19 protein-coding genes are annotated in these 18,754 nt (G+C 35.7%); 10 read left to right on the top strand and 9 right to left on the bottom strand.

Going from position 1 to position 18,754, the window contains the following annotated elements:
* Nucleotides 1–9 precede the first annotated feature (9 nt).
* From ACU8DI_RS04775 to ACU8DI_RS04765, 3 genes are all read right to left on the bottom strand, one after another.
* Nucleotides 10–825 (bottom strand): outer membrane protein assembly factor BamD, encoded by an 816-nt coding sequence (locus ACU8DI_RS04775; RefSeq protein ID WP_447111612.1) that lies wholly within the window; start codon nucleotides 823–825, stop codon nucleotides 10–12.
* 120 nt (nucleotides 826–945) lie between these two features.
* Nucleotides 946–1,827, bottom strand: a complete 882-nt coding sequence (gene dapA / locus ACU8DI_RS04770; RefSeq protein WP_447111611.1) for a 4-hydroxy-tetrahydrodipicolinate synthase — start codon at nucleotides 1,825–1,827, stop codon at nucleotides 946–948.
* Nucleotides 1,827–2,345: a DUF6913 domain-containing protein gene (locus ACU8DI_RS04765; protein WP_447111610.1), complete on the bottom strand. Its 519-nt coding sequence runs from the start codon at nucleotides 2,343–2,345 to the stop codon at nucleotides 1,827–1,829. The genes dapA and ACU8DI_RS04765 overlap by 1 nt, the downstream gene beginning before the upstream one ends.
* Nucleotides 2,346–2,417: 72 nt before the next feature.
* Between ACU8DI_RS04765 and ACU8DI_RS04760 the strand changes: the two genes are divergently transcribed.
* Entirely contained in the window at nucleotides 2,418–3,176 is a 759-nt protein-coding gene (locus ACU8DI_RS04760; RefSeq protein WP_447111609.1) for a 5'-nucleotidase C-terminal domain-containing protein, read from the top strand.
* Nucleotides 3,177–3,178: 2 nt separating this feature from the next.
* On the top strand, nucleotides 3,179–4,090 hold the full coding sequence (locus tag ACU8DI_RS04755) for a bifunctional metallophosphatase/5'-nucleotidase (protein WP_447111608.1): 912 nt from the start codon (nucleotides 3,179–3,181) through the stop codon (nucleotides 4,088–4,090).
* Here the strand turns inward: ACU8DI_RS04755 and ACU8DI_RS04750 are convergent, their stop codons facing one another.
* Nucleotides 4,091–4,696, bottom strand: a complete 606-nt coding sequence (locus ACU8DI_RS04750; protein WP_447111607.1) for a hypothetical protein — start codon at nucleotides 4,694–4,696, stop codon at nucleotides 4,091–4,093. It abuts the gene before it with no gap.
* A 319-nt stretch (nucleotides 4,697–5,015) separates the two neighbouring features.
* On the opposite strand from ACU8DI_RS04750, the gene ACU8DI_RS04745 reads away from it, so the two are divergent.
* Nucleotides 5,016–5,387, top strand: a complete 372-nt coding sequence (locus ACU8DI_RS04745; RefSeq protein WP_447111606.1) for a DoxX family membrane protein — start codon at nucleotides 5,016–5,018, stop codon at nucleotides 5,385–5,387.
* Here ACU8DI_RS04745 and ACU8DI_RS04740 read toward each other — a convergent pair.
* Both ACU8DI_RS04740 and ligA read right to left on the bottom strand, forming a co-directional pair.
* The gene (locus ACU8DI_RS04740) at nucleotides 5,384–6,124 is read right to left on the bottom strand and encodes a hypothetical protein (protein ID WP_447111605.1); all 741 of its coding nucleotides are present in this window, start codon (nucleotides 6,122–6,124) and stop codon (nucleotides 5,384–5,386) included. The genes ACU8DI_RS04745 and ACU8DI_RS04740 overlap by 4 nt on opposite strands.
* 97 nt (nucleotides 6,125–6,221) lie before the next feature.
* Complete coding sequence (gene ligA, locus ACU8DI_RS04735; RefSeq protein ID WP_447111604.1) at nucleotides 6,222–8,216, bottom strand: NAD-dependent DNA ligase LigA; 1,995 nt, start codon at nucleotides 8,214–8,216, stop codon at nucleotides 6,222–6,224.
* 49 nt (nucleotides 8,217–8,265) lie between these two features.
* On the opposite strand from ligA, the gene ACU8DI_RS04730 reads away from it, so the two are divergent.
* From ACU8DI_RS04730 to ACU8DI_RS04720, 3 genes are read left to right on the top strand one after another with little or no spacing between them, the layout of a single operon-like run.
* Nucleotides 8,266–10,539, top strand: coding sequence for a glycoside hydrolase family 20 protein (locus tag ACU8DI_RS04730; protein WP_447111603.1), 2,274 nt, complete (start codon nucleotides 8,266–8,268; stop codon nucleotides 10,537–10,539).
* Between the two features lies 1 nt (nucleotide 10,540).
* Complete coding sequence (locus tag ACU8DI_RS04725) at nucleotides 10,541–11,248, top strand: copper homeostasis protein CutC (RefSeq protein ID WP_447111602.1); 708 nt, start codon at nucleotides 10,541–10,543, stop codon at nucleotides 11,246–11,248.
* Nucleotides 11,238–13,718 (top strand): beta-mannosidase, encoded by a 2,481-nt coding sequence (locus ACU8DI_RS04720; RefSeq protein WP_447111601.1) that lies wholly within the window; start codon nucleotides 11,238–11,240, stop codon nucleotides 13,716–13,718. Before ACU8DI_RS04725 ends, ACU8DI_RS04720 begins: the two co-directional genes overlap by 11 nt.
* Here ACU8DI_RS04720 and prmC read toward each other — a convergent pair whose 3' ends face one another.
* Nucleotides 13,719–14,585 carry a peptide chain release factor N(5)-glutamine methyltransferase gene (prmC, locus tag ACU8DI_RS04715; RefSeq protein WP_447111600.1) on the bottom strand — a complete coding sequence of 289 codons (867 nt, stop codon included), beginning with the start codon at nucleotides 14,583–14,585 and terminating at the stop codon, nucleotides 13,719–13,721. It lies immediately after the preceding gene.
* Nucleotides 14,582–15,073 (bottom strand): GNAT family N-acetyltransferase, encoded by a 492-nt coding sequence (locus ACU8DI_RS04710; RefSeq protein ID WP_447111599.1) that lies wholly within the window; start codon nucleotides 15,071–15,073, stop codon nucleotides 14,582–14,584. Before ACU8DI_RS04710 ends, prmC begins: the two co-directional genes overlap by 4 nt.
* Nucleotides 15,074–15,096: 23 nt before the next feature.
* Between ACU8DI_RS04710 and ribD the strand changes: the two genes are divergently transcribed.
* Genes ribD through ACU8DI_RS04690 form a run of 4 tightly spaced genes read left to right on the top strand, consistent with a single transcriptional unit; the run spans nucleotide 15,097 to nucleotide 18,185 of the window.
* Nucleotides 15,097–16,101, top strand: a complete 1,005-nt coding sequence (ribD, locus tag ACU8DI_RS04705; RefSeq protein WP_447111598.1) for a bifunctional diaminohydroxyphosphoribosylaminopyrimidine deaminase/5-amino-6-(5-phosphoribosylamino)uracil reductase RibD — start codon at nucleotides 15,097–15,099, stop codon at nucleotides 16,099–16,101.
* Nucleotides 16,088–16,705 carry an HAD family hydrolase gene (locus tag ACU8DI_RS04700; protein ID WP_447111597.1) on the top strand — a complete coding sequence of 206 codons (618 nt, stop codon included), beginning with the start codon at nucleotides 16,088–16,090 and terminating at the stop codon, nucleotides 16,703–16,705. The genes ribD and ACU8DI_RS04700 overlap by 14 nt, the downstream gene beginning before the upstream one ends.
* Nucleotides 16,702–17,565, top strand: coding sequence for an EamA family transporter (locus ACU8DI_RS04695; RefSeq protein WP_447111596.1), 864 nt, complete (start codon nucleotides 16,702–16,704; stop codon nucleotides 17,563–17,565). Before ACU8DI_RS04700 ends, ACU8DI_RS04695 begins: the two co-directional genes overlap by 4 nt.
* Nucleotides 17,565–18,185 (top strand): IMPACT family protein, encoded by a 621-nt coding sequence (locus tag ACU8DI_RS04690; protein WP_447111595.1) that lies wholly within the window; start codon nucleotides 17,565–17,567, stop codon nucleotides 18,183–18,185. Before ACU8DI_RS04695 ends, ACU8DI_RS04690 begins: the two co-directional genes overlap by 1 nt.
* Here ACU8DI_RS04690 and ACU8DI_RS04685 read toward each other — a convergent pair.
* Nucleotides 18,182–18,592 carry an acyl-CoA thioesterase gene (locus ACU8DI_RS04685; RefSeq protein ID WP_447111594.1) on the bottom strand — a complete coding sequence of 137 codons (411 nt, stop codon included), beginning with the start codon at nucleotides 18,590–18,592 and terminating at the stop codon, nucleotides 18,182–18,184. The two genes, ACU8DI_RS04690 and ACU8DI_RS04685, sit on opposite strands and share 4 nt — an antisense overlap.
* Between the last annotated feature and the right edge of the window lie 162 nt (nucleotides 18,593–18,754).

Raw genomic sequence — 18,754 nt, 5'->3', positions numbered from 1 at the left:
CTCTATAAATTAACTTTTTGTATTGAGTTCTTGTTTCGCAGAAATCATCTCCTCATTCATTTTATTGGCTTCTTCTATAAATTCTGAATTTGGATAGAATTTCTTAAAATTGTTGTAATAATTCATGGCCGTATTTAAGCGCTCTTCTTGTTTTGATTTGATACTATTGATACCTAATTTATAAGCGGAATCCAAGCGATAAAACATGGCTTCCTCTCTAAAACTAGTACCTGGATAATCAACTAAAAAATTATCAAATGCCTTGATAGCGGCCTCATAATCTGACGACTCGAAATAGGCAATATTATTGTAAAGCTTCGCTATTTCGAAGGCTTTTTTCTCTAATTTGTAATCCAATTCTTTGATAAGCGCATTAGCCTGTGGCAAGTATTCAGAGTTCGGGTATTTATTCACGAACAGCTGCAGCTTTTCCAAAGCCTCAATAGTTTCATGTTGATCCTTACTGTAAATAGGAGACATTTCGTAATAGCATTTGGCGGCTAAAAACGACGTCTCTTGTGCTTTCTCACTTTGCGGATATCTATTTTCAAATTGTGTTAATTGGTATCCTGCGGAAATATATTCTTTCATATTGTAGAACGTCATCGCATACATATACGTCAACTTTTCCGCCTGAGGTTTCCCTCTATAATTAGGAATAATCTGAGCAAATAATTTATTCGCTTTAGACCATTTCCCAGCTTCAAATAACTCAGTCCCTTTGGCATATTTCAAAGCCACATCGTCAGATTTCATAGCTTTTTGAAATTCGCTACAAGACGTTAAAACCAAAAGTACAAGAGATAAATAAAATAATTTCTTCATAAATAAAAAACAGGTTGCAAAAGTACGTATTTATAACGTATTATAAAAACAAAAATTTTATGCTAAAATAATGGATGAAATTAGGCACTCCTTATGTTTAAGTTATATTTAACTTTTATTCTAGACATCTAATTTTTCAAGTGCCTTTGCAATTTTCATTTTTAGGTCATCTGATGCCTCTACTAATGGCAATCTTACGGTCGCGTTTGATAGTTTTAATGTCTCCAACACCGCCTTGATTCCTGCTGGATTATTTTCAGAAAAAATGAGGGAGGTGATGTCCATCAAATCAAAATGAATTTTATAGGCCTCTTTGGCTTTTCCTTCCAAACCTAAATTAATCATCTTTGTAAACTGCTTAGGAATAGCTTGACCTAAAACTGAAATCACTCCTGCACCTCCAGCTAAGACAACACCTAGAACCAAATCATCATCTCCAGATATAATCAAGAAATCTTCTGGTTTGTCTCTTAGCAACTTTAAGTATTGATGTACATTATTTCCTGCTTCTTTCACACCAATGATATTCTCAAAGTCTTTGGCCAGTCTCAAAGTTGTCTCTGGCGACATATTTGAAGATGTTCTACCTGGCACATTATACATGATAATATCCACTGGAGAAACCGCTGAAATGGCTTTGAAGTGCTGATAAATACCTTCTTGCTGTGGTTTACTGTAATAAGGAGACACCGATAAAAGCGCATCAATTTCACTTAAATCGGTCGACTTAATTTCCTCAATTACCTGCGCTGTATTATTTCCACCTATACCTAAAACTAAAGGTACACGCTTTTGATTTGCCTTGATAATCGTTTGAATGATTTCCTGCTTTTCATGTTTGGTGATTGTGACACTTTCTCCAGTTGTACCGCTTATAACAATATAATCTGTACCGTTGTTAATATTATAGTCTACTAGATGAGCCAATGCTTTATGATCTACCGAAAGATCTGCATGAAATGGTGTAATAATCGCCACACCTGTACCATGAAATTTTGTCATTATAATTTATTTAAAACTGTTAAATACTTCGTTAATTCCTTTTTGAAAAGCGAAAAATCCTTTGGGTTGACATCAATCATTAAGTCATATAACCTCCGATCATCATCATACAAACCTACTTTGAAATTTGCCTTAGACAGAGCTGTCAATAAATTGAGCTCTAAATGATGCTCTTTGTAATAGCATACTAAAACATCAAAGGGCATATCAATAAAAGATTGAAGATCCATACTATTAATTTTCCCTTTCCAACCAAAATCTTTGGGGTTAATATACGTATCCCAAAGATCATTTGCATTTTTTGGGTCTTCCACAAAAGCAATAATTTTAGTCTTAGCTTGTTGTAAACCTAAACTCTTAAAAAAGGCTCTAAATGCCTCAAAATCTGAAAACTCACTAAGGTTTAAAACCACACCTACACTCGCCATTTTAGAATGATCTACAGCAATACGTCTAGCACTTAACAATTTGTTGACGAATTTTTGATTTGATTTTTCCTTAAATGCCTTTAAAATCATTTATATTTATGCTTTGTACAAATGTAGTAAAAACACTGCGTTAGATTTGATAATCACATGATAATAAAATCAATGAATTATAAACATTTCATTCTACTAATTTCGATCGTATTTATAAGTGGCTGTAAACAAGAATACCACCTGAATAAAATTGAAGGTCAACAAATAAATATCTCTGATAGTTTAGCTATTGATCCAGACATAGAAGCTTTTATAACACCATACAGAACGCATGTCAATAACACTTTAGATAGTACTTTAGCTTTTGCCAAGAATACCTATTCCAAATCTGATGGTGACTTAAACACGGCTATTGGTAATATGATGGCCGATGCGGTTTACAGTGAATCAAACCCTATTTTTAAAAGTCGATCTGGAGAGGATATTGATTTTGTATTATTGAATCACGGTGGTATCAGATCCATCATATCTAAGGGCGATGTCACTACAAGAACGGCCTACGAAGTCATGCCTTTTGACAATGCCGTTGTCGTTGTAAAACTTAAAGGTCCTGAAGTCAAATCACTCGTTGACTATCTGGTCAAAGCCAAACGGGCGCACCCTATTTCTCAGTTACAAATCATCCTTGATAAAGAGGGCCAATTAAAAGCTGCTAATTTGCATGGTAAGCCATTAGATTTTGATAAAAGCTACAATGTAGCTACTAATGATTATCTCTATAATGGTGGTGATCACATGGACTTTTTTAAAACTAATGACACGCTTTACGATCTCAATTACAAAATTAGAAATGTCTTAATTGATTATTTTAAGAAAATCGATACTTTAAGTCCAACCATAGATGAACGTTTTATCCAATTAAACCAATAATTATGCAAAGAAGAGCTTTTTTACAACAAACGGCAGCAGCATCGGCCTTGGTAGGATTGGGTACTATTGGCTTGTCATCATTTAAGCCTGCTCAAAAAAAAATAACGATACTACACACCAATGATGTTCATAGTCATATAGACCCATTTGGTCCAGACGACGGTAGAAACCCTAATCAAGGTGGTGTAGCAAGACGCGCGAGTCTAATAGAAGCTATCCGAAAAGAAAATCCAAATACTTTACTTCTAGATGCTGGTGACATCTTTCAAGGTACTCCTTATTTCAATTATTATGGCGGAGAATTAGAATTCAAACTAATGAGCATGCTAAAATACGATGTCGCAACCATTGGAAACCATGATTTTGACAATGGAATTGATGGCCTTTATGCACAATTACCACATGCTAAATTTGATTTTGTATCCGCTAATTATGATTTTTCAAACACCATCATGGACACGCATGTGAAGCCTTATCGCCTATTGGTACGAGATGGTATCAAAATTGGTATTTTCGGATTAGGTATAGAGTTGGAAGGATTAGTTGGAAAAAAACTTTACAAAGAAACCGTGTATTTAGATCCTGTGGAAACCACACAAGAAATGACGCGGATTTTGAAAGTTGATGAACAATGTGACCTCATCATTTGCTTATCTCATTTGGGTTACTATTACGGCAACACATCTGATAAAATTAGTGATCTCAAACTAGCTGAAAGCACGAAAGACATTGACCTTATCATCGGAGGACATACCCATACGTTTTTAAAGAAGCCTACAGTTGTAAAAAATTCTGAAGGACAAAATCTATTGGTTAATCAAGTTGGTTGCTATGGCATCAATCTCGGTAAAATAGATTTTTACTTCGATGCTGATAAGAACAAATCGGCCAAGGGAACCTCTATTATTGTGTAATTAGAGATGCACGGTTATTTGTCGGAGTTTTTCTGTTGTAGGCACAAAATATTCTGAAAAATTGATGCGCTTTTCACTGTAACGATTCGTATGGTGATCATAGACATACTTATAAAACAGGAATAAACCAGCCATGTGAAGAATCCCTTCAAAGAATTCGAAGATCCAATAGTAGACATATAAATTACAGATGTAGTTTAATACATCGGCAAACACAAAGCAAAATACCATTAATAGAAAGGTGATGGATTGTGCTGTTTCCCGACTCAAATAAACGGCGAAAGCCAAATACGTAATGGCTATTAAGGTAATGCCGTGACAAATATATAATATCAAATTAACGTCATCCACGAAATTCTCTTTGGCAACGCCATAGAGCGCATACAAGAAGTAGGAATTTAATAGCAAGACTAATATAAGGTAAACGGTCACAAGACCTTCAAACTTCACTTTTTTCAATTTACTGAGAAGAACAAATGCTAAGAAAAGATAAGCTCCCATATAGAAAGCTTTAGATAACTCTGTGGACAAACTTCCAAAATCAAACACTGCAAATGCATCGCCAACAAAGAAGACTAGAAATATCGTTAAGAAAAGATGAGCCATTCGCTGCAACTGACAATAATAAAAGGTCAATAGAACGGTAACTGTGACTAATTTAAAAATTTTCGGGATTAAGGTATTGCCGTAATAAGTAGCCAAAAAGTAACTAAATATCAGCAAAAATAATAGGCCGACTAACGCTAAATTTGGCTTTAATTTAAACGATTTCATTATGGTAGATCATTAATTGGGTAAAGCAAATATAATAAAATTTATGCATTTTATCGTATTAAATGTACATTTTATCGATTATTTTACATTATTGCGTTCATATTGTAGGGATTCAGATTTCAAACGTCTAAGAAACAATAGATTAATTATTATGAAACACCTTCCACTCATCCTAAGAATCGTTGTGGCGATAATCCTGATTCAAACTTTACGCTTTAAATTTACAGGACATGAAGACAGTATTTATATTTTCTCTAAAGTGGGCTTGGAGCCTTATGGAAGAATTGGCATTGGGATTCTTGAATTGATAGCTGGATTGTTGTTACTCTTTAAAAAAACAGCTTGGGCTGGAGCATTAATCACTATAGGTGTCATAGGAGGTGCTATTCTGATGCATCTCACGGTTTTAGGCATCACTATCAATAATGATGGCGGCACGTTATTCTATACCGCTATACTCACATTCATTTTAGCTATTTGCATTTTATACTTTGACAGAAAGCGCCTTCCTTTCATTAATTAGGCGTTGACTTCTTGAGCCGCATATACCGAATTTTGTTCTTGATCAATCGTCGATTGAAGATAAAAGAAGACAAAAGCGCCTACTAAGAAAACGGAATAGATAACACTCAATGTATTGTCATAATCTGAAATATAGTAATAGGCAACTTGTATCACCTCAGAAAACACAATAAGTATAGAGCCAATTAAAAGATTCATGGATTTCTTCGTGTCATTGTACATATAATTCACGAGAGATAAGCATACTAGAAACATCACGACCGAATTATAGATTAATTCTGTAATGAAAAGGTATTTTGCTTCTAACTCATCTCTAGAAATATCTGTAATCATATAGACTACAAAAACACCTAATCCAAAAAGTAGTAATATTTGCAAAGGAAACTTGACTAATGCCTTAGAGAAATCCATAATTGAAAGCACTTTAGCAATCATAAAGATATAAGCCAAAATGAATAGTAAATTACCGATGAGATAATAAGGATCAACGGTATTTAAATCTTCCACATAATCGTAATAGGAATAATAATTATAAACCTCTGCAGCTCCGTAGGTTAATAAAAACAGAGCGAAGAGTATGCTCCTGCTTTTTACCTTAACAAAATACAATAGTATTAAAAATACCATTGCGATGGCTTTAACACCAAAAGCCTCTACTTCTAAACCTTTAGATTGTAGGCCAAGAAATACAATGCATAAAAGTATTAGAGTCGCTCCTAATAGGTTACTTAGTTTCATAACTTGTTCATTAATAGCGAAACAAATATACATATTTTTCACATATAAACGAATAAAATTGCATTTTATCGATAAAAAATATGATTTTGTAGGAAATTTATTTCAATTTTAGCAAAAATTCGTCCTCAGTGATAATGGAAACACCTAAAGTTTCAGCTTTCGTTCGCTTACTTGGACCCATTTTATCACCTGCCACTAAAAAATTAGTTTTTGAAGATATTGAAGATGATACTTTTCCGCCATTGTCTTCAATGAGTTTTTTAAGTTCTGTTCTAGAAACCGTTTGAAACACTCCTGAAACCACAATCGACATACCTTTGAGAAGATCTGTTTGATTAGCGAGAGCTTCTTCAGACAATTGCAACTGTAAGCCATGAGCCTTTAATTTTTCAATGATTAATTGGTTCTCTTCTGATGAAAAGAAGTCGACAACACTTTCTGCAATACGATCACCAATTTCATCAACCGCTATTAAATCCTCTAGCTTTGCTCGACCTAAAGCATCTATACTTTTGAAGGATTTTGCCAGTTTTTTCGCTACGGTTTCTCCAACATATCGAATTCCAATGGCAAATAATACACGTTCAAAGGGTATCTGTTTGGAAGCCTCAATCCCATTAATAAGATTTTCTGCACTTTTCTCTGCCATTCGTTCTAATGGCATGACTTCATCTTTAGTTAACGTGTATAAATCTGAAAAGTTTGAAATCAATCCTTCATTTACCAAAAGCGCTACAGTTTCACCACCCAATCCTTCAATATCCATCGCCTTTCTCGAGATAAAATGCTGGATTCTACCAATAATCTGTGGTTTGCAACCATTGTAATTAGGACAATAATGTTTTGCATCACCTTCTTGTCTGACCAATGCTGTATGACATTCAGGACAATGGGTAATGTAATGGGTGGTTTGAGAGTTTGCAGGTCGCTTACTGAAGTCTACCGCAATAATTTTAGGTATAATTTCACCACCTTTCTCTACAAATACTTCATCCCCTTCTCTAACATCTAATTTTTCAATTTGATCAGCGTTATGCAGCGACGCACGTTTCACGGTTGTCCCAGCTAATTCCACGGGTTCTAGATTAGCCACTGGTGTGATGGCGCCAGTTCTACCTACTTGATAAGTAATTTCATTTAAACGCGTGGATACTTGTTCCGCTTTAAATTTGTAGGCCATAGCCCAACGTGGTGACTTTGACGTGTAGCCTAACTCTTCCTGTTGTTGTAAATCATTTACTTTTATAACAACACCATCAGTTTCATAAGGTAAATCATGCCTATGAATATCCCAATAATTTACAAAATCCAATACCTCATCTACTGAGGTTGCCAATTTAGAAGCCTGTGGTACTTTAAACCCCATAGCTCGCGCTTTTTCTAAGCTTTCAAATTGACTTGAAATACCGAGGTCTTTTCCTTTCATGCTATATAATAAACATTCTAAAGGACGTCGCGCAACCTCTGAACTATCTTGTAACTTCAAACTTCCAGACGCTGTATTTCTTGGGTTACGGTAAGGCTCCTCACCTGCTTCCAAACGTTCTTTATTCATTTTATGAAATCCCTCATATGGCAATACTATCTCTCCTCTGATATCGAAACGTTCAGGGTAATCACCCTTTAATCGCAATGGCACAGATTTGATGGTTTTTACATTGGTCGTCACATCATCACCTTGTGTACCATCTCCTCTCGTTATGGCTCTCAATAATTTACCGTTCTCATAGGTCAAGCTTATAGAGGCACCATCGTACTTTAATTCACACACAAATGCCACTTGTCCATCTACGATCTTTTCTATGCGCTTTTCCCAATCCAATAAGTCTTCTTTGGAATAGGAATTATCTAATGAGTACATACGGTAATCATGCCGTACTGTTTTAAAGTTTTTAGTTACTTCTCCTCCCACTCTTAATGTTGGTGAATTGGCATCATAGAACTCTGGATGTTTGGCTTCAAGGTCTTGTAACAACTTCAGCTTCATATCAAAGTCATAATCACTTATCGTAGGTTGATCCAATACATAATAATTATAATTGTGTTCACGAAGCTCCTCGCGAAGACTTTCTATTTTTTGTTGAGTGGTCATTAAAAATTCGTGGTAAAAAAGTTATATTTAAGGCATCTAATATACTAAAATGTCATTCAAAAAAATTGTAGGTTTAAGTCTTTTTATCAGCTTTTTATTCAATTGTAAAAACAATGAAAAGATAGCTGAAATATCAAAAATTAATCCCATACCTCAAGAACAAATAATGAGTGAAGGGCATTTTATACTTAATCAAGCTACTGGCTTTTCGACGGACTCAATTTTTCCTATTTCCGAAGCGTTTCTTCTGAATTTTATCGAAAAAGGTAGCAACTTTAAGTTAGAAGAAAGTAATGACATTCAATTTATAAAAGACCTTTCTATAAGTAATGAAGAAGGTTATATCTTAAATATTTCGCCCAAACATATTCAAATAAAGGCGGCAACCGATCAAGGAGCATTCTATGGCGTGCAAACTTTGCGACAACTGCTACCTGTTGCTTTTGAAAACGGTTCTTTTTCTGATGACACTGTCAAAATTCCTTGTCAATTAATTAAAGATGCTCCTCAATTCCCTTATAGAGGTATGCATCTGGATGTTAGTAGACATATGTTTTCTGTAGCGTTTATTAAATCCTATATTGATGCGATCGCCATGCTAAAAATGAATACCTTTCATTGGCATTTAACCGATGACCAAGGTTGGCGTATTGAAATAAAATCCTATCCAAAACTTCAAGAAGTTGCGGCTTTTCGGGATGAAACACTTATCGGACACTACAGTGACCAACCGCATAGGTATGATGGACAAAACTACGGTGGTTATTATACGCAAGATCAAATTAAAGAGATTGTAGCATATGCAGCGTCTAGACACGTAACCGTGATTCCTGAAATAGAAATGCCTGGTCATGCACAAGCCGCTATTGCTGCCTATCCAAATTTAGGCTGTTCAGGTGAGGCTGTAAATGTTGCTCAAAAATGGGGTGTTTTTGAAACCATTTATTGCAGCAAGGATGAAACCTTTACTTTTTTGGAAAATGTTCTGGATGAAGTATGCGACCTATTCCCAAGTAAATATGTTCATATTGGTGGTGATGAAGCTCCCAAAACCGCATGGAAATCATGTGATTCTTGTCAGTCTCGAATCACCTCTGAAGCTCTAAGTGATGAACACGAATTGCAAAACTACTTTATTACTAGAATAGAAAAATATCTAAACTCTAAGGGCAAACAAATAATTGGTTGGGATGAAATATTAGAAGGCGGACTTGCACCAAATGCCACGGTTATGTCCTGGCGAGGTACCGAAGGAGCCATTGAAGCCGCAAGACAAAAGCATCAGGTTATAATGACTCCTACCAGCCATTGTTATTTTGATTATTACCAATCCACCAACGAGAATGAACCATTAGCTATTGGTGGTTATTTACCTTTAGAAAAAGTTTACCACTTTGATCCCATACCTGAGGAGTTAACGGCATCTGAAGCTACCTATATATTAGGTGCACAGGGCAATTTATGGACAGAATATATACAAAATGAAGATCAATTAGAATACATGGTCTTTCCGAGAATATTAGCCATGAGTGAAGTTGTTTGGTCTCATCCAAATCTCAAAAATTATGACAATTTCATTGAACGATTAGAGCATTTTCATTCCCGTTTGAACGCGCTCGATATAAACTATGCCAATCACCTTTACGAGATTGATGGTAAAATAATTTCTAAAAACAATGACTTATATTACGAATTGAGTACGTTGAGTACTGGTAAAGACATTCGTGTGTCTCTAAATGGCGATGAGCCACACCTTAGCTCTAGATTTTACACAAACCCGATTCATATTGACACGTCGAAAATAATAAAAGCAGCTGTTTTCAAGAAGGACACCCTTCAAAAATTAGGGCCTACATTTACAAAAATTTTCAATTTTCATAGAGCGGTCGGTAAAAGTATTTCCATTGACAAAACACCACATGCTTCTTATGCTGGTAGCGGTCCAGAAGGGCTTATTAATAGTATTTCAGGGAGCGACAAACGCTTTGGAGATAAGGAATGGTTAGGGTTTTGGGGTGATGACATTGAAATCACTATCGATCTTGGCGAGGAATTAGACATTCACTCTGTTGCAACCCGATTTCACAATGGGAACGGACAGTGGATATATGCTCCAAAAAAGGTATCTTTAGAACTAGACAATGATCTCCTAACACATTCAATAAGTCAAAATAGTTCCATACTTGTTCCGGTGTCTTTTGACGTCCAACAACGAAGTCGGTATATCAAATTAAGAATCCCTAATTATGGTATTATACCTGATGGTAAACAAGGTGCTGGAAATAAAGCTTGGACATTTATTGATGAAATTATCGTGAACTAATATGCGTCTAGAAATCTGTGCTAACTCGTTTCAATCTGCTGAAAATGCCCAAATTGCTGGGGCACATCGCATAGAACTATGCAGCGAACTTTCTGTTGGAGGCATCACACCTAGTTACGGTTTAATTAAAAAGGTTATTTCAGAATTAACTATTGAAACTTTTGTATTAATCAGACCTCGAAGTGGTGACTTCTGCTATAGCGACGCTGAATTTGAAATTCTGAAAACAGATATACAAATATCCAAAAACCTTGGCTGTCATGGCATTGTATCTGGTGTTTTAAACTCTGATAATTCTATCGATTTGAAGCGAACTGAAGCATTAATTCATTTGTCACGACCTTTGCCGTTTACATTTCATCGCGCTTTTGATATGGTACCAAATCCAACAATCGCGTTGGAACAGCTAATAGAATTAGGCGCCAATAGAGTCCTAACATCAGGAGCAGAACCCAAAGCCATAGATGGTTTACCTAATTTAATAAAACTTAAGGAACAGGCTCACCAACGTATTCAAATTTTAGTTGGTAGCGGTATAAACTCTGCAAATGCCAATATATTTAAGAAGGCTGGTTTTAACGAAATCCATGCATCGGCTTCAGAAATTATAGCACTAGAAGATGCTCCTTATTTTGGAAATACTCCTCAAACTGTCTCTTCAACAAATCATATCCTGAACATCTTAAAAACTATTGAAGATGAAGTGTAGTGTGTGGAGTCTTCTTGTTTTGTGCTTGATGAGTTGTCAACCAAATCACGACACACCCTTAACCATAGAAATCCAAGAGGCTTGGCAGTTTAGGAATGTCCAAGACACCGTATGGCACCAAGCGGAAGTGCCTGGGAATATTCATACCGATTTGTTAAGCAATGATCTGATTCCACATCCTTACATTGGAGCAAATGCTGATAGTCTTCAGTGGATTTCTAAAACAGATTGGGAATATAAAACGGTGTTTAGTATAGATGAAAATACACTTCAAAAGCATCACCTCTCACTCCATTTCAAAGGTTTAGACACCTATGCTAACGTTTTTTTAAACGACAGTTTAATACTTCGAACCGATAATGCGTTTAGAGCTTACGACGTCGATGTAAAACCGCTATTAAAATTAAAGAATGACCTTCGAATTATCTTTGAACGAACGTCGGTAGCTGAAGAACAAGAACAAAAAGCATTGCCATACCAACTTCCTGAAGGGAATCGGATTTTTACAAGAAAGGCACAATTTCAATATGGATGGGATTGGGGACCAAAATTAAACACAAGTGGTATTTGGCAACCAATAGAATTACAGGCTTGGAATGATTTCAAAATTCACGATATACATTTAAAACAAGAGGAGTTAACAAATAAAAAAGCCATCGTAAAGGTTCAATTGTCTACCACAAATCACATTAAGGACGACTTAGATTATGACATTTATTTAAATGACCAACTGTACAAAACCTATGAAGATCAACCAAAACAGTATAAGTTCGATCTTGATCCTATCACTGTTGAAATAGATAACCCTAAACGCTGGTGGCCACACAATATTGGCGAGCCCTATTTATACCATATTAAAGTTGTTGTTCGCAACGACCAAAAAATATTGGACAGTATTTCTGTAAAAAAAGGATTAAGAACCGTAGAACTCGTCACCGAAAAGGATAGCATAGGTGAATCTTTTTATTTTAAGGTTAACAATATGCCCGTTTACATGAAAGGTGCTAATTACATTCCTCAGAACACTATGCAAAACAAGGTCTCAATCGCAGACTATGACACACTACTGGAGGATGTTAAAAATGCTAACATGAATATGTTAAGAGTCTGGGGAGGTGGCATTTATGAAAGTGACAATTTTTATGACTTATGTGATGAAAAAGGCCTATTAATCTGGCAGGATTTTATGTTTGCCTGTGCCATGTATCCTGGCGACAAAGCATTTTTAACAAACGTAAAGAAGGAAGCTGAATATCAAGTAAAACGCTTGAGAAACCATCCGTCTATCGTTTTATGGTGTGGCAACAATGAAAGCTCCGAAGGCTGGCATCGATGGGGATGGCAAGCAGAACGAAGCGAGCAAGAAAAGGACGAGATATGGCATAATTACAATTTGCTTTTTAAAGGCATTCTACCGAAGGTTATAGACGACAAAACAGACCTTCCATACTGGGAATCCTCACCAAAATATGGTCGTGGCAACCCAAAATATGAGACAGAAGGAGATGCACATGATTGGTGGGTCTGGCATGACGGCTATCCATTTGAACATTTTGAATCCCATGTTCCACGCTTTATGAGTGAGTTTGGATTTCAGTCGTTTCCAAGCTTTGAAACCATTCGCTATATCAATCAAAGTGATGCTCTTACCATTAATTCGGATGCTTTTAAAACCCATCAGAAGCATCATCGTGGCTTTGAGTTAATTGCCGAATATATGGCGCGTGACTTTCCAACACCTACAGAACCTGAAGACTATGTCTATGTGAGTCAGTTATTACAAGCGTATGGTATTACCAAAGGCATAGAAGCGCATAGAAGAGCAAAACCCTATAATATGGGAACTTTGTATTGGCAACTTAACGATTGCTGGCCGGCAATCTCTTGGTCAAGTATAGACTACTTCGGAAATTGGAAAGCCTTGCACTATCAAGCAAAAAAGAGTTTTGAAAATATCTTGATAAGTTCTGAATTATCAAATGACACTCTCAAAACCTATATCATAAATGATAACCTGGTCAAGCAACAAGGTGCATTTACTATAACAGCCATGGATTTTGATGGTCAGACACTTTGGAAGCATACAGAACAGATGGAAGTACCAGCTAGTTCAAGTGAAGCGATACATCTATTACATTTAGATAATCTAGAAATTGAAAAAGACCAAGTTGTGCTGGTCATGAAATTTAATGAGGTTACAACATATCAATATTTAGTAAAACCCAAAAAATTAAAGCTCAAAGAGCAACCTATTGAGTCAACAATTGAAAAAACGGCTAATGGCTTTAAGGTGACATTAAAAAGTTCAACCCTTCAAAAATATGTCTTTCTAAACACAAAAGTCAGCGGTCATTTTAGTGACAACTATTTTGATTTGTTACCTAATGAGCGCGTAGAAATTGAATTTTCAACAGAGGCAACAAGTTTGGATGACTTAAAACTACTGTCGTTAAATTCGTTGGTAGATTAATTATTTTACCGCTCTAATCATGCGGTCTTTACCAAACATATCTTGTTTTAGTTTGATATTTTTGAAACCTTGCTGTTCCAGTAGAGTCATGGTTTCTCGTCCTAAATATTCATTGATTTCGAAATATAACAATCCGTTGGGTTTCAATTTGTCTTGGGCAAATTCACCTATGGCTTTGTAAAAAATTAACGGATTATCATCAGACACAAACAATGCCGTATGCGGCTCATTATTAAGTACGTTATTCTGCATCTCCGCTTTTTCGAGATGTCTCACATAAGGTGGATTGGATACAACCACATCTAGTTTATGATTCACCAGATGCTGGCTCCTAGTAACATTTAGAATATCGCCTTGAAGAAAAGACAGGTCTACTTTATTAGAAACAGCATTTTCTTTAGACAATTCTAGAGCCTTTTCTGAAATATCCATAGCGATAACACGTGCATTGGTAAGCTTTTTAGCCAAGGTAATCGCAATACAGCCACTACCTGTACCAATGTCCATAATTTGAAGTGGATCTGCTGACTCATGCTCCTTATGATCTGACAGAATCCAAGACACCAATTCTTCAGTTTCTGGTCTTGGAATCAATGTATGCGTATTCACCTTAAACGTTAAACCATAAAAATCTGTCACACCAATTATATACTGTATGGGCTGTTCTAATTTTAAAGCACTTAGCGCTTCAAACAATGGCTGCTCCTCACTTTTGGTTATGATGTATTCAGGGTCTACCACTATATGTATACGTTTCAGTTGTAGATAATGTTCGATGAGTAAATTAAAAAAAGAATCAACCTCCTGCTCTCCATACAAAGCATCTAATTCTTTATGATATATATCTAAAATTGTTCTTAACCTCATAATTTCTTGGTCATCCAAACGCCACAAGAATAATGCCCAGTTTGCCCCAAAGGCGCCTCTAAATGTGTAAAACCGAACGCCTCATAAATGTGAATGGCTGCAGCTAATTGTGAAGCCGTCTCTAAATAGCACATGTCATATCCGAATGCTTTTGCTGCCTCGAGACATTTAGCAAATAACTGCTTGCCAAAACCCTTACCTCTCAGTTTGGGAGAGAAATACATTTTTTGCAATTCACAAACATTGCCATCATAGTTTTTAAGCGCTTTAATTCCTGCACCTCCTAAAACCTCCTTTTCATTGGCGACCACATAATAGACTTCTCGATCTCCTTGATAGGATTCATACATAAATGGTGTTTCAGCGTCTTCATAAGCCGTTCCTTTAAGCGGAATGTTAAACTCTGGAAAACACCCTTTTATAACGGCCTCAATTTGAGGGTTATCTTCAGCTTGAATTTCGCGAATAATGATATTGTCTGAACTCACTTAATTGTAGTATTTTTGCGACGGTGAAGATACATGAAAAATACATAAAACGTTGCATCCAAATTGGCAAAAATGGCTTAGGAACAACCGCTCCAAACCCAATGGTTGGATGTGTCATTGTTCATAATAATAGTATTATTGGTGAAGGGTACACGAGTCCGTATGGTGGTAACCACGCTGAAGTTAATGCCATCAATTCTGTTGAAGACAAATCTCTTTTGAAATCTGCAACATTATATGTGACTTTGGAACCATGCTCTCATTTTGGAAAAACACCGCCTTGCAGTGACTTAATCATTGCACATCAAATTCCAAAAATAGTTATAGGGTGTCAAGATGATAATCCAGAGGTCGCTGGAAAAGGCATCGCTAAATTGAAAACATCTGGTTGCCAAGTGATTTTGGGAGTTCTAGAAGAGCATTGTAAAATGCATCATAAGCGCTTTTTTACATTCCATCATAAAAAACGTCCTTATATTATTCTGAAATGGGCACAAACCAGTGATGGTTTTATCGCTCCAAAATCGAAGGAAGAGAAACGACCAGTTTGGATTACGAACGAACTCTCTAGGCAATTGACCCACAAATGGCGTTCTGAGGAACAGGCTATTTTAGTAGGTCGCCACACAGTAGCTCAAGATAACCCATCTTTAACCGTAAGAGATTGGACAGGAAAACACCCGATTCGGATTGTTATTGATCGGATGTCTAAGTTGTCTAATCAATATGCGGTTTTTGATGAAACGCGTAAAACATTAAAACTTACGGACGCTAAAATTGATTTCAAACAACCACTCGCCAAAGAGATTGCTTCGTATTTATATACTGAAAACATTAACGCTGTCATGATAGAAGGTGGCGCTCAAACACTTCAAACATTTATCGATGAGAATCTCTGGGATGAAGCTCGCGTATTTACAGGAGCTGCCGTTTTTAAAGACGGCTTAAAAGCACCTGAATTTCAAGGACAACTCATATCGGAACATCAAATATTAGACGACACTTTAAAAATTTATGCCAACAATTAAAACCCTCATTTTTGATTTTGGAGACGTGTTCATCAATTTAGATAAATTGGGAGCGATGGAAAATGCGCTGCAATTATTCGAGCTAAAAGAACTTCCAGAGGATCTTGTTTCAATCAATACACTTTATGAACAAGGACTCATTAGTACTGAAGAATTTATTGGCTTTTATACCCATAACTTTCCTAAGTTATCTAAAAAAGAGATTGTGAATGCTTGGAATTTCATTCTGAAAGATTTTCCCGAATACCGACTAGAATTCCTTAAAAATTTAAGTGTAAGCAACAAATATCAGTTGATATTACTCAGTAACACCAACGAATTACATATCGAATGGATTAAAGAGCGGATTCCATTTTATGAGGAATTTAAATCTTGTTTCGATAAGTTTTACTTATCTCATGAGATTCAATTAAGGAAGCCTAATCCCAATATTTATGAATTTGTTTTAAATGAGAATGCACTCCAACCAGAGGACTGTCTGTTTATAGATGACACGAAAGAGAATACAGATTCAGCAGCAAATATAGGCATCCATGTATGGAATATTGACGAAAACACACAAGACATCATAGACCTATTTTCAACTAACTCGCATTTATTTTGATCTATTTATTACTAAGCATTCTAGCTTCAACCTTTATCTTTTTAATATTCAAATTATTTGATAGGTTTCAACTTAATACGCTACAAGCCATTGTCGTTAATTATATCACGGCCTGTATTCTGGGAATTGTCATTTATGATGAACCCATTAAAATAGCTACTATCGCATCATCACAATGGTTTTATGGTGCTATTGCCTTAGGGTTATTGTTCATTGCTATTTTTAATGTTATGGCCATTACAGCGCAGCGTAATGGATTATCGGTTGCATCGGTTGCGACAAAAATGAGTGTTATAATTCCAATTGCATTCGGAATCTATATGTATAATGAAAGTGCAGGTTTTCAAAAGTTATCAGGAATAATACTAGCTCTAATTGCCGTGTATTTGGCGTCCATAAAACCTAAAAGCCGTGTGAATGTCAAAAATAGCCTGCTCTTACCAATAATATTGTTTTTAGGATCAGGAATTATTGATACATCGATAAAATTTATTGAGACCTATTACTTACCCGATAATGGTATCCCCATTTTTTCGGCAACTATATTTTGTTTTGCTGGAATTATCGGTGTCTTTATTTTAGGTTTTAAACTGAGTAAGAAAACCTCGAAGCTGGATTTTAAAAGTTGCATTGGAGGCGTCGCCTTAGGAGTTGTGAATTACTACTCGATCTACTACTTATTGAAAGCACTAAACCACGAATCGTTGGAGAGTTCAACCATATTTACGTTGAATAATGTGGCCATCGTCATGCTTTCTACCCTATTGGGTTTATTCTTGTTTAAAGAAAAGATTTCAAGAAAAAACTGGATAGGGATTGTACTAGCTATTGTTTCAATCTGTTTAGTAACTTTTGCCTAATGATTGAAAAAGACTCTTACAAAACAATAGTAAAACCTTCTCCTGAAGTTTTATTCAAAGACAGAAACAGTAAGTTTTATGGCTATGCGTTTCCAATAACATCTGAAGACGATGTAAAAATTCATCTTGAAGCGTTAAAAAAACAGCACCATCAAGCGCGTCATTGGTGCTATGCCTATCAATATGGCAAACAAGAACAAGACTACGTGTATCGCGCTAATGATGATGGCGAACCTAATAATAGTGCTGGTATGCCTATCTACGGACAAATACAATCGTTTGAAGTCACCAATGTATTGATTGTCGTTGTACGATATTTTGGCGGTGTCAAATTAGGTGTTGGCGGACTCATCAATGCCTATCGTACAGGTGCACAATTAGCATTAGAAGCCTCAAAAATTGTGACACGCACGATTAATGTCAGCTATGTTATTTCCTTTGAATACAAACACATGAATACGGTCATGAGAATTATTAAGGAGAAGAATCTGAACGTCGTTAATCAAAGCTTAGAATTGTCCTGTGAGATCGTAATTTCAGTTCGTTTAAAAAATGCGCCTTCTATTTTTGAAACTTTTGAGGCACTTTATGAGATAAACATCAAGAAGTTGAACGATTAAATTTGCAGTTGGTCTAAAATATAATCCGGACATCTTGTAGGCCGATTCTTATGTATGTCCATAAATACTAAAACTGAATTTCCCGTTGTTAAAAGTTCACCATTTTCATTTAAGATTTCATAATCAAATTCAATTTTAGCGGTAGGTTTTTTTACGAGATAAGTTCTTACTTTAATAAGGTCGTCATAACGTGCTGACTTTTTGTAATTTAGGGATAATGAAATCACAGGCAACATGATCCCATCGGCTTCCATTTGCTTATAAGAAAATCCCATTTTCCGCAACCATTCCGTTCGACCCATCTCAAAATATTGCGCATAGTTACCATGATAAACTATTCCCATTTGATCGGTTTCCCCATAACGGACTCTAAATTGTATTTCATCGGATTTGGCTACGTTTGACATAATTTTTGATATTTTTTTTGTAATTTCGAGACGAATTAAACATGAGGAAAAAATTCTAAATATTCAATACATTTTGATTTTTTTATTAAGAAATTTGTTCACATATTTGTCATGTAAAATTTATTCAAGAGAAACCCGAATTTCTCTTTTTTTTGCTAACTA

It is taken from the genome of Psychroserpens sp. BH13MA-6, assembly GCF_052983595.1.
This window is presented reverse-complemented; position numbering and strand designations above follow the sequence as displayed.

Excerpts from the sequence above, each read along its gene's own strand:
- ACU8DI_RS04775 (WP_447111612.1), bottom strand. The coding sequence starts at position 825 with ATGAAGAAATTATTTTATTTATCTCTTGTACTTTTGGTTTTAACGTCT.
- dapA (WP_447111611.1), bottom strand. The coding sequence starts at position 1,827 with ATGACAAAATTTCATGGTACAGGTGTGGCGATTATTACACCATTTCAT.
- ACU8DI_RS04765 (WP_447111610.1), bottom strand. The coding sequence starts at position 2,345 with ATGATTTTAAAGGCATTTAAGGAAAAATCAAATCAAAAATTCGTCAAC.
- ACU8DI_RS04760 (WP_447111609.1), top strand. The coding sequence starts at position 2,418 with ATGAATTATAAACATTTCATTCTACTAATTTCGATCGTATTTATAAGT.
- ACU8DI_RS04755 (WP_447111608.1), top strand. The coding sequence starts at position 3,179 with ATGCAAAGAAGAGCTTTTTTACAACAAACGGCAGCAGCATCGGCCTTG.
- ACU8DI_RS04750 (WP_447111607.1), bottom strand. The coding sequence starts at position 4,696 with ATGGCTCATCTTTTCTTAACGATATTTCTAGTCTTCTTTGTTGGCGAT.
- ACU8DI_RS04745 (WP_447111606.1), top strand. The coding sequence starts at position 5,016 with ATGAAACACCTTCCACTCATCCTAAGAATCGTTGTGGCGATAATCCTG.
- ACU8DI_RS04740 (WP_447111605.1), bottom strand. The coding sequence starts at position 6,124 with ATGAAACTAAGTAACCTATTAGGAGCGACTCTAATACTTTTATGCATT.
- ligA (WP_447111604.1), bottom strand. The coding sequence starts at position 8,216 with ATGACCACTCAACAAAAAATAGAAAGTCTTCGCGAGGAGCTTCGTGAA.
- ACU8DI_RS04730 (WP_447111603.1), top strand. The coding sequence starts at position 8,266 with ATGTCATTCAAAAAAATTGTAGGTTTAAGTCTTTTTATCAGCTTTTTA.
- ACU8DI_RS04725 (WP_447111602.1), top strand. The coding sequence starts at position 10,541 with ATGCGTCTAGAAATCTGTGCTAACTCGTTTCAATCTGCTGAAAATGCC.
- ACU8DI_RS04720 (WP_447111601.1), top strand. The coding sequence starts at position 11,238 with ATGAAGTGTAGTGTGTGGAGTCTTCTTGTTTTGTGCTTGATGAGTTGT.
- prmC (WP_447111600.1), bottom strand. The coding sequence starts at position 14,585 with ATGAGGTTAAGAACAATTTTAGATATATATCATAAAGAATTAGATGCT.
- ACU8DI_RS04700 (WP_447111597.1), top strand. The coding sequence starts at position 16,088 with ATGCCAACAATTAAAACCCTCATTTTTGATTTTGGAGACGTGTTCATC.
- ACU8DI_RS04690 (WP_447111595.1), top strand. The coding sequence starts at position 17,565 with ATGATTGAAAAAGACTCTTACAAAACAATAGTAAAACCTTCTCCTGAA.
- ACU8DI_RS04685 (WP_447111594.1), bottom strand. The coding sequence starts at position 18,592 with ATGTCAAACGTAGCCAAATCCGATGAAATACAATTTAGAGTCCGTTAT.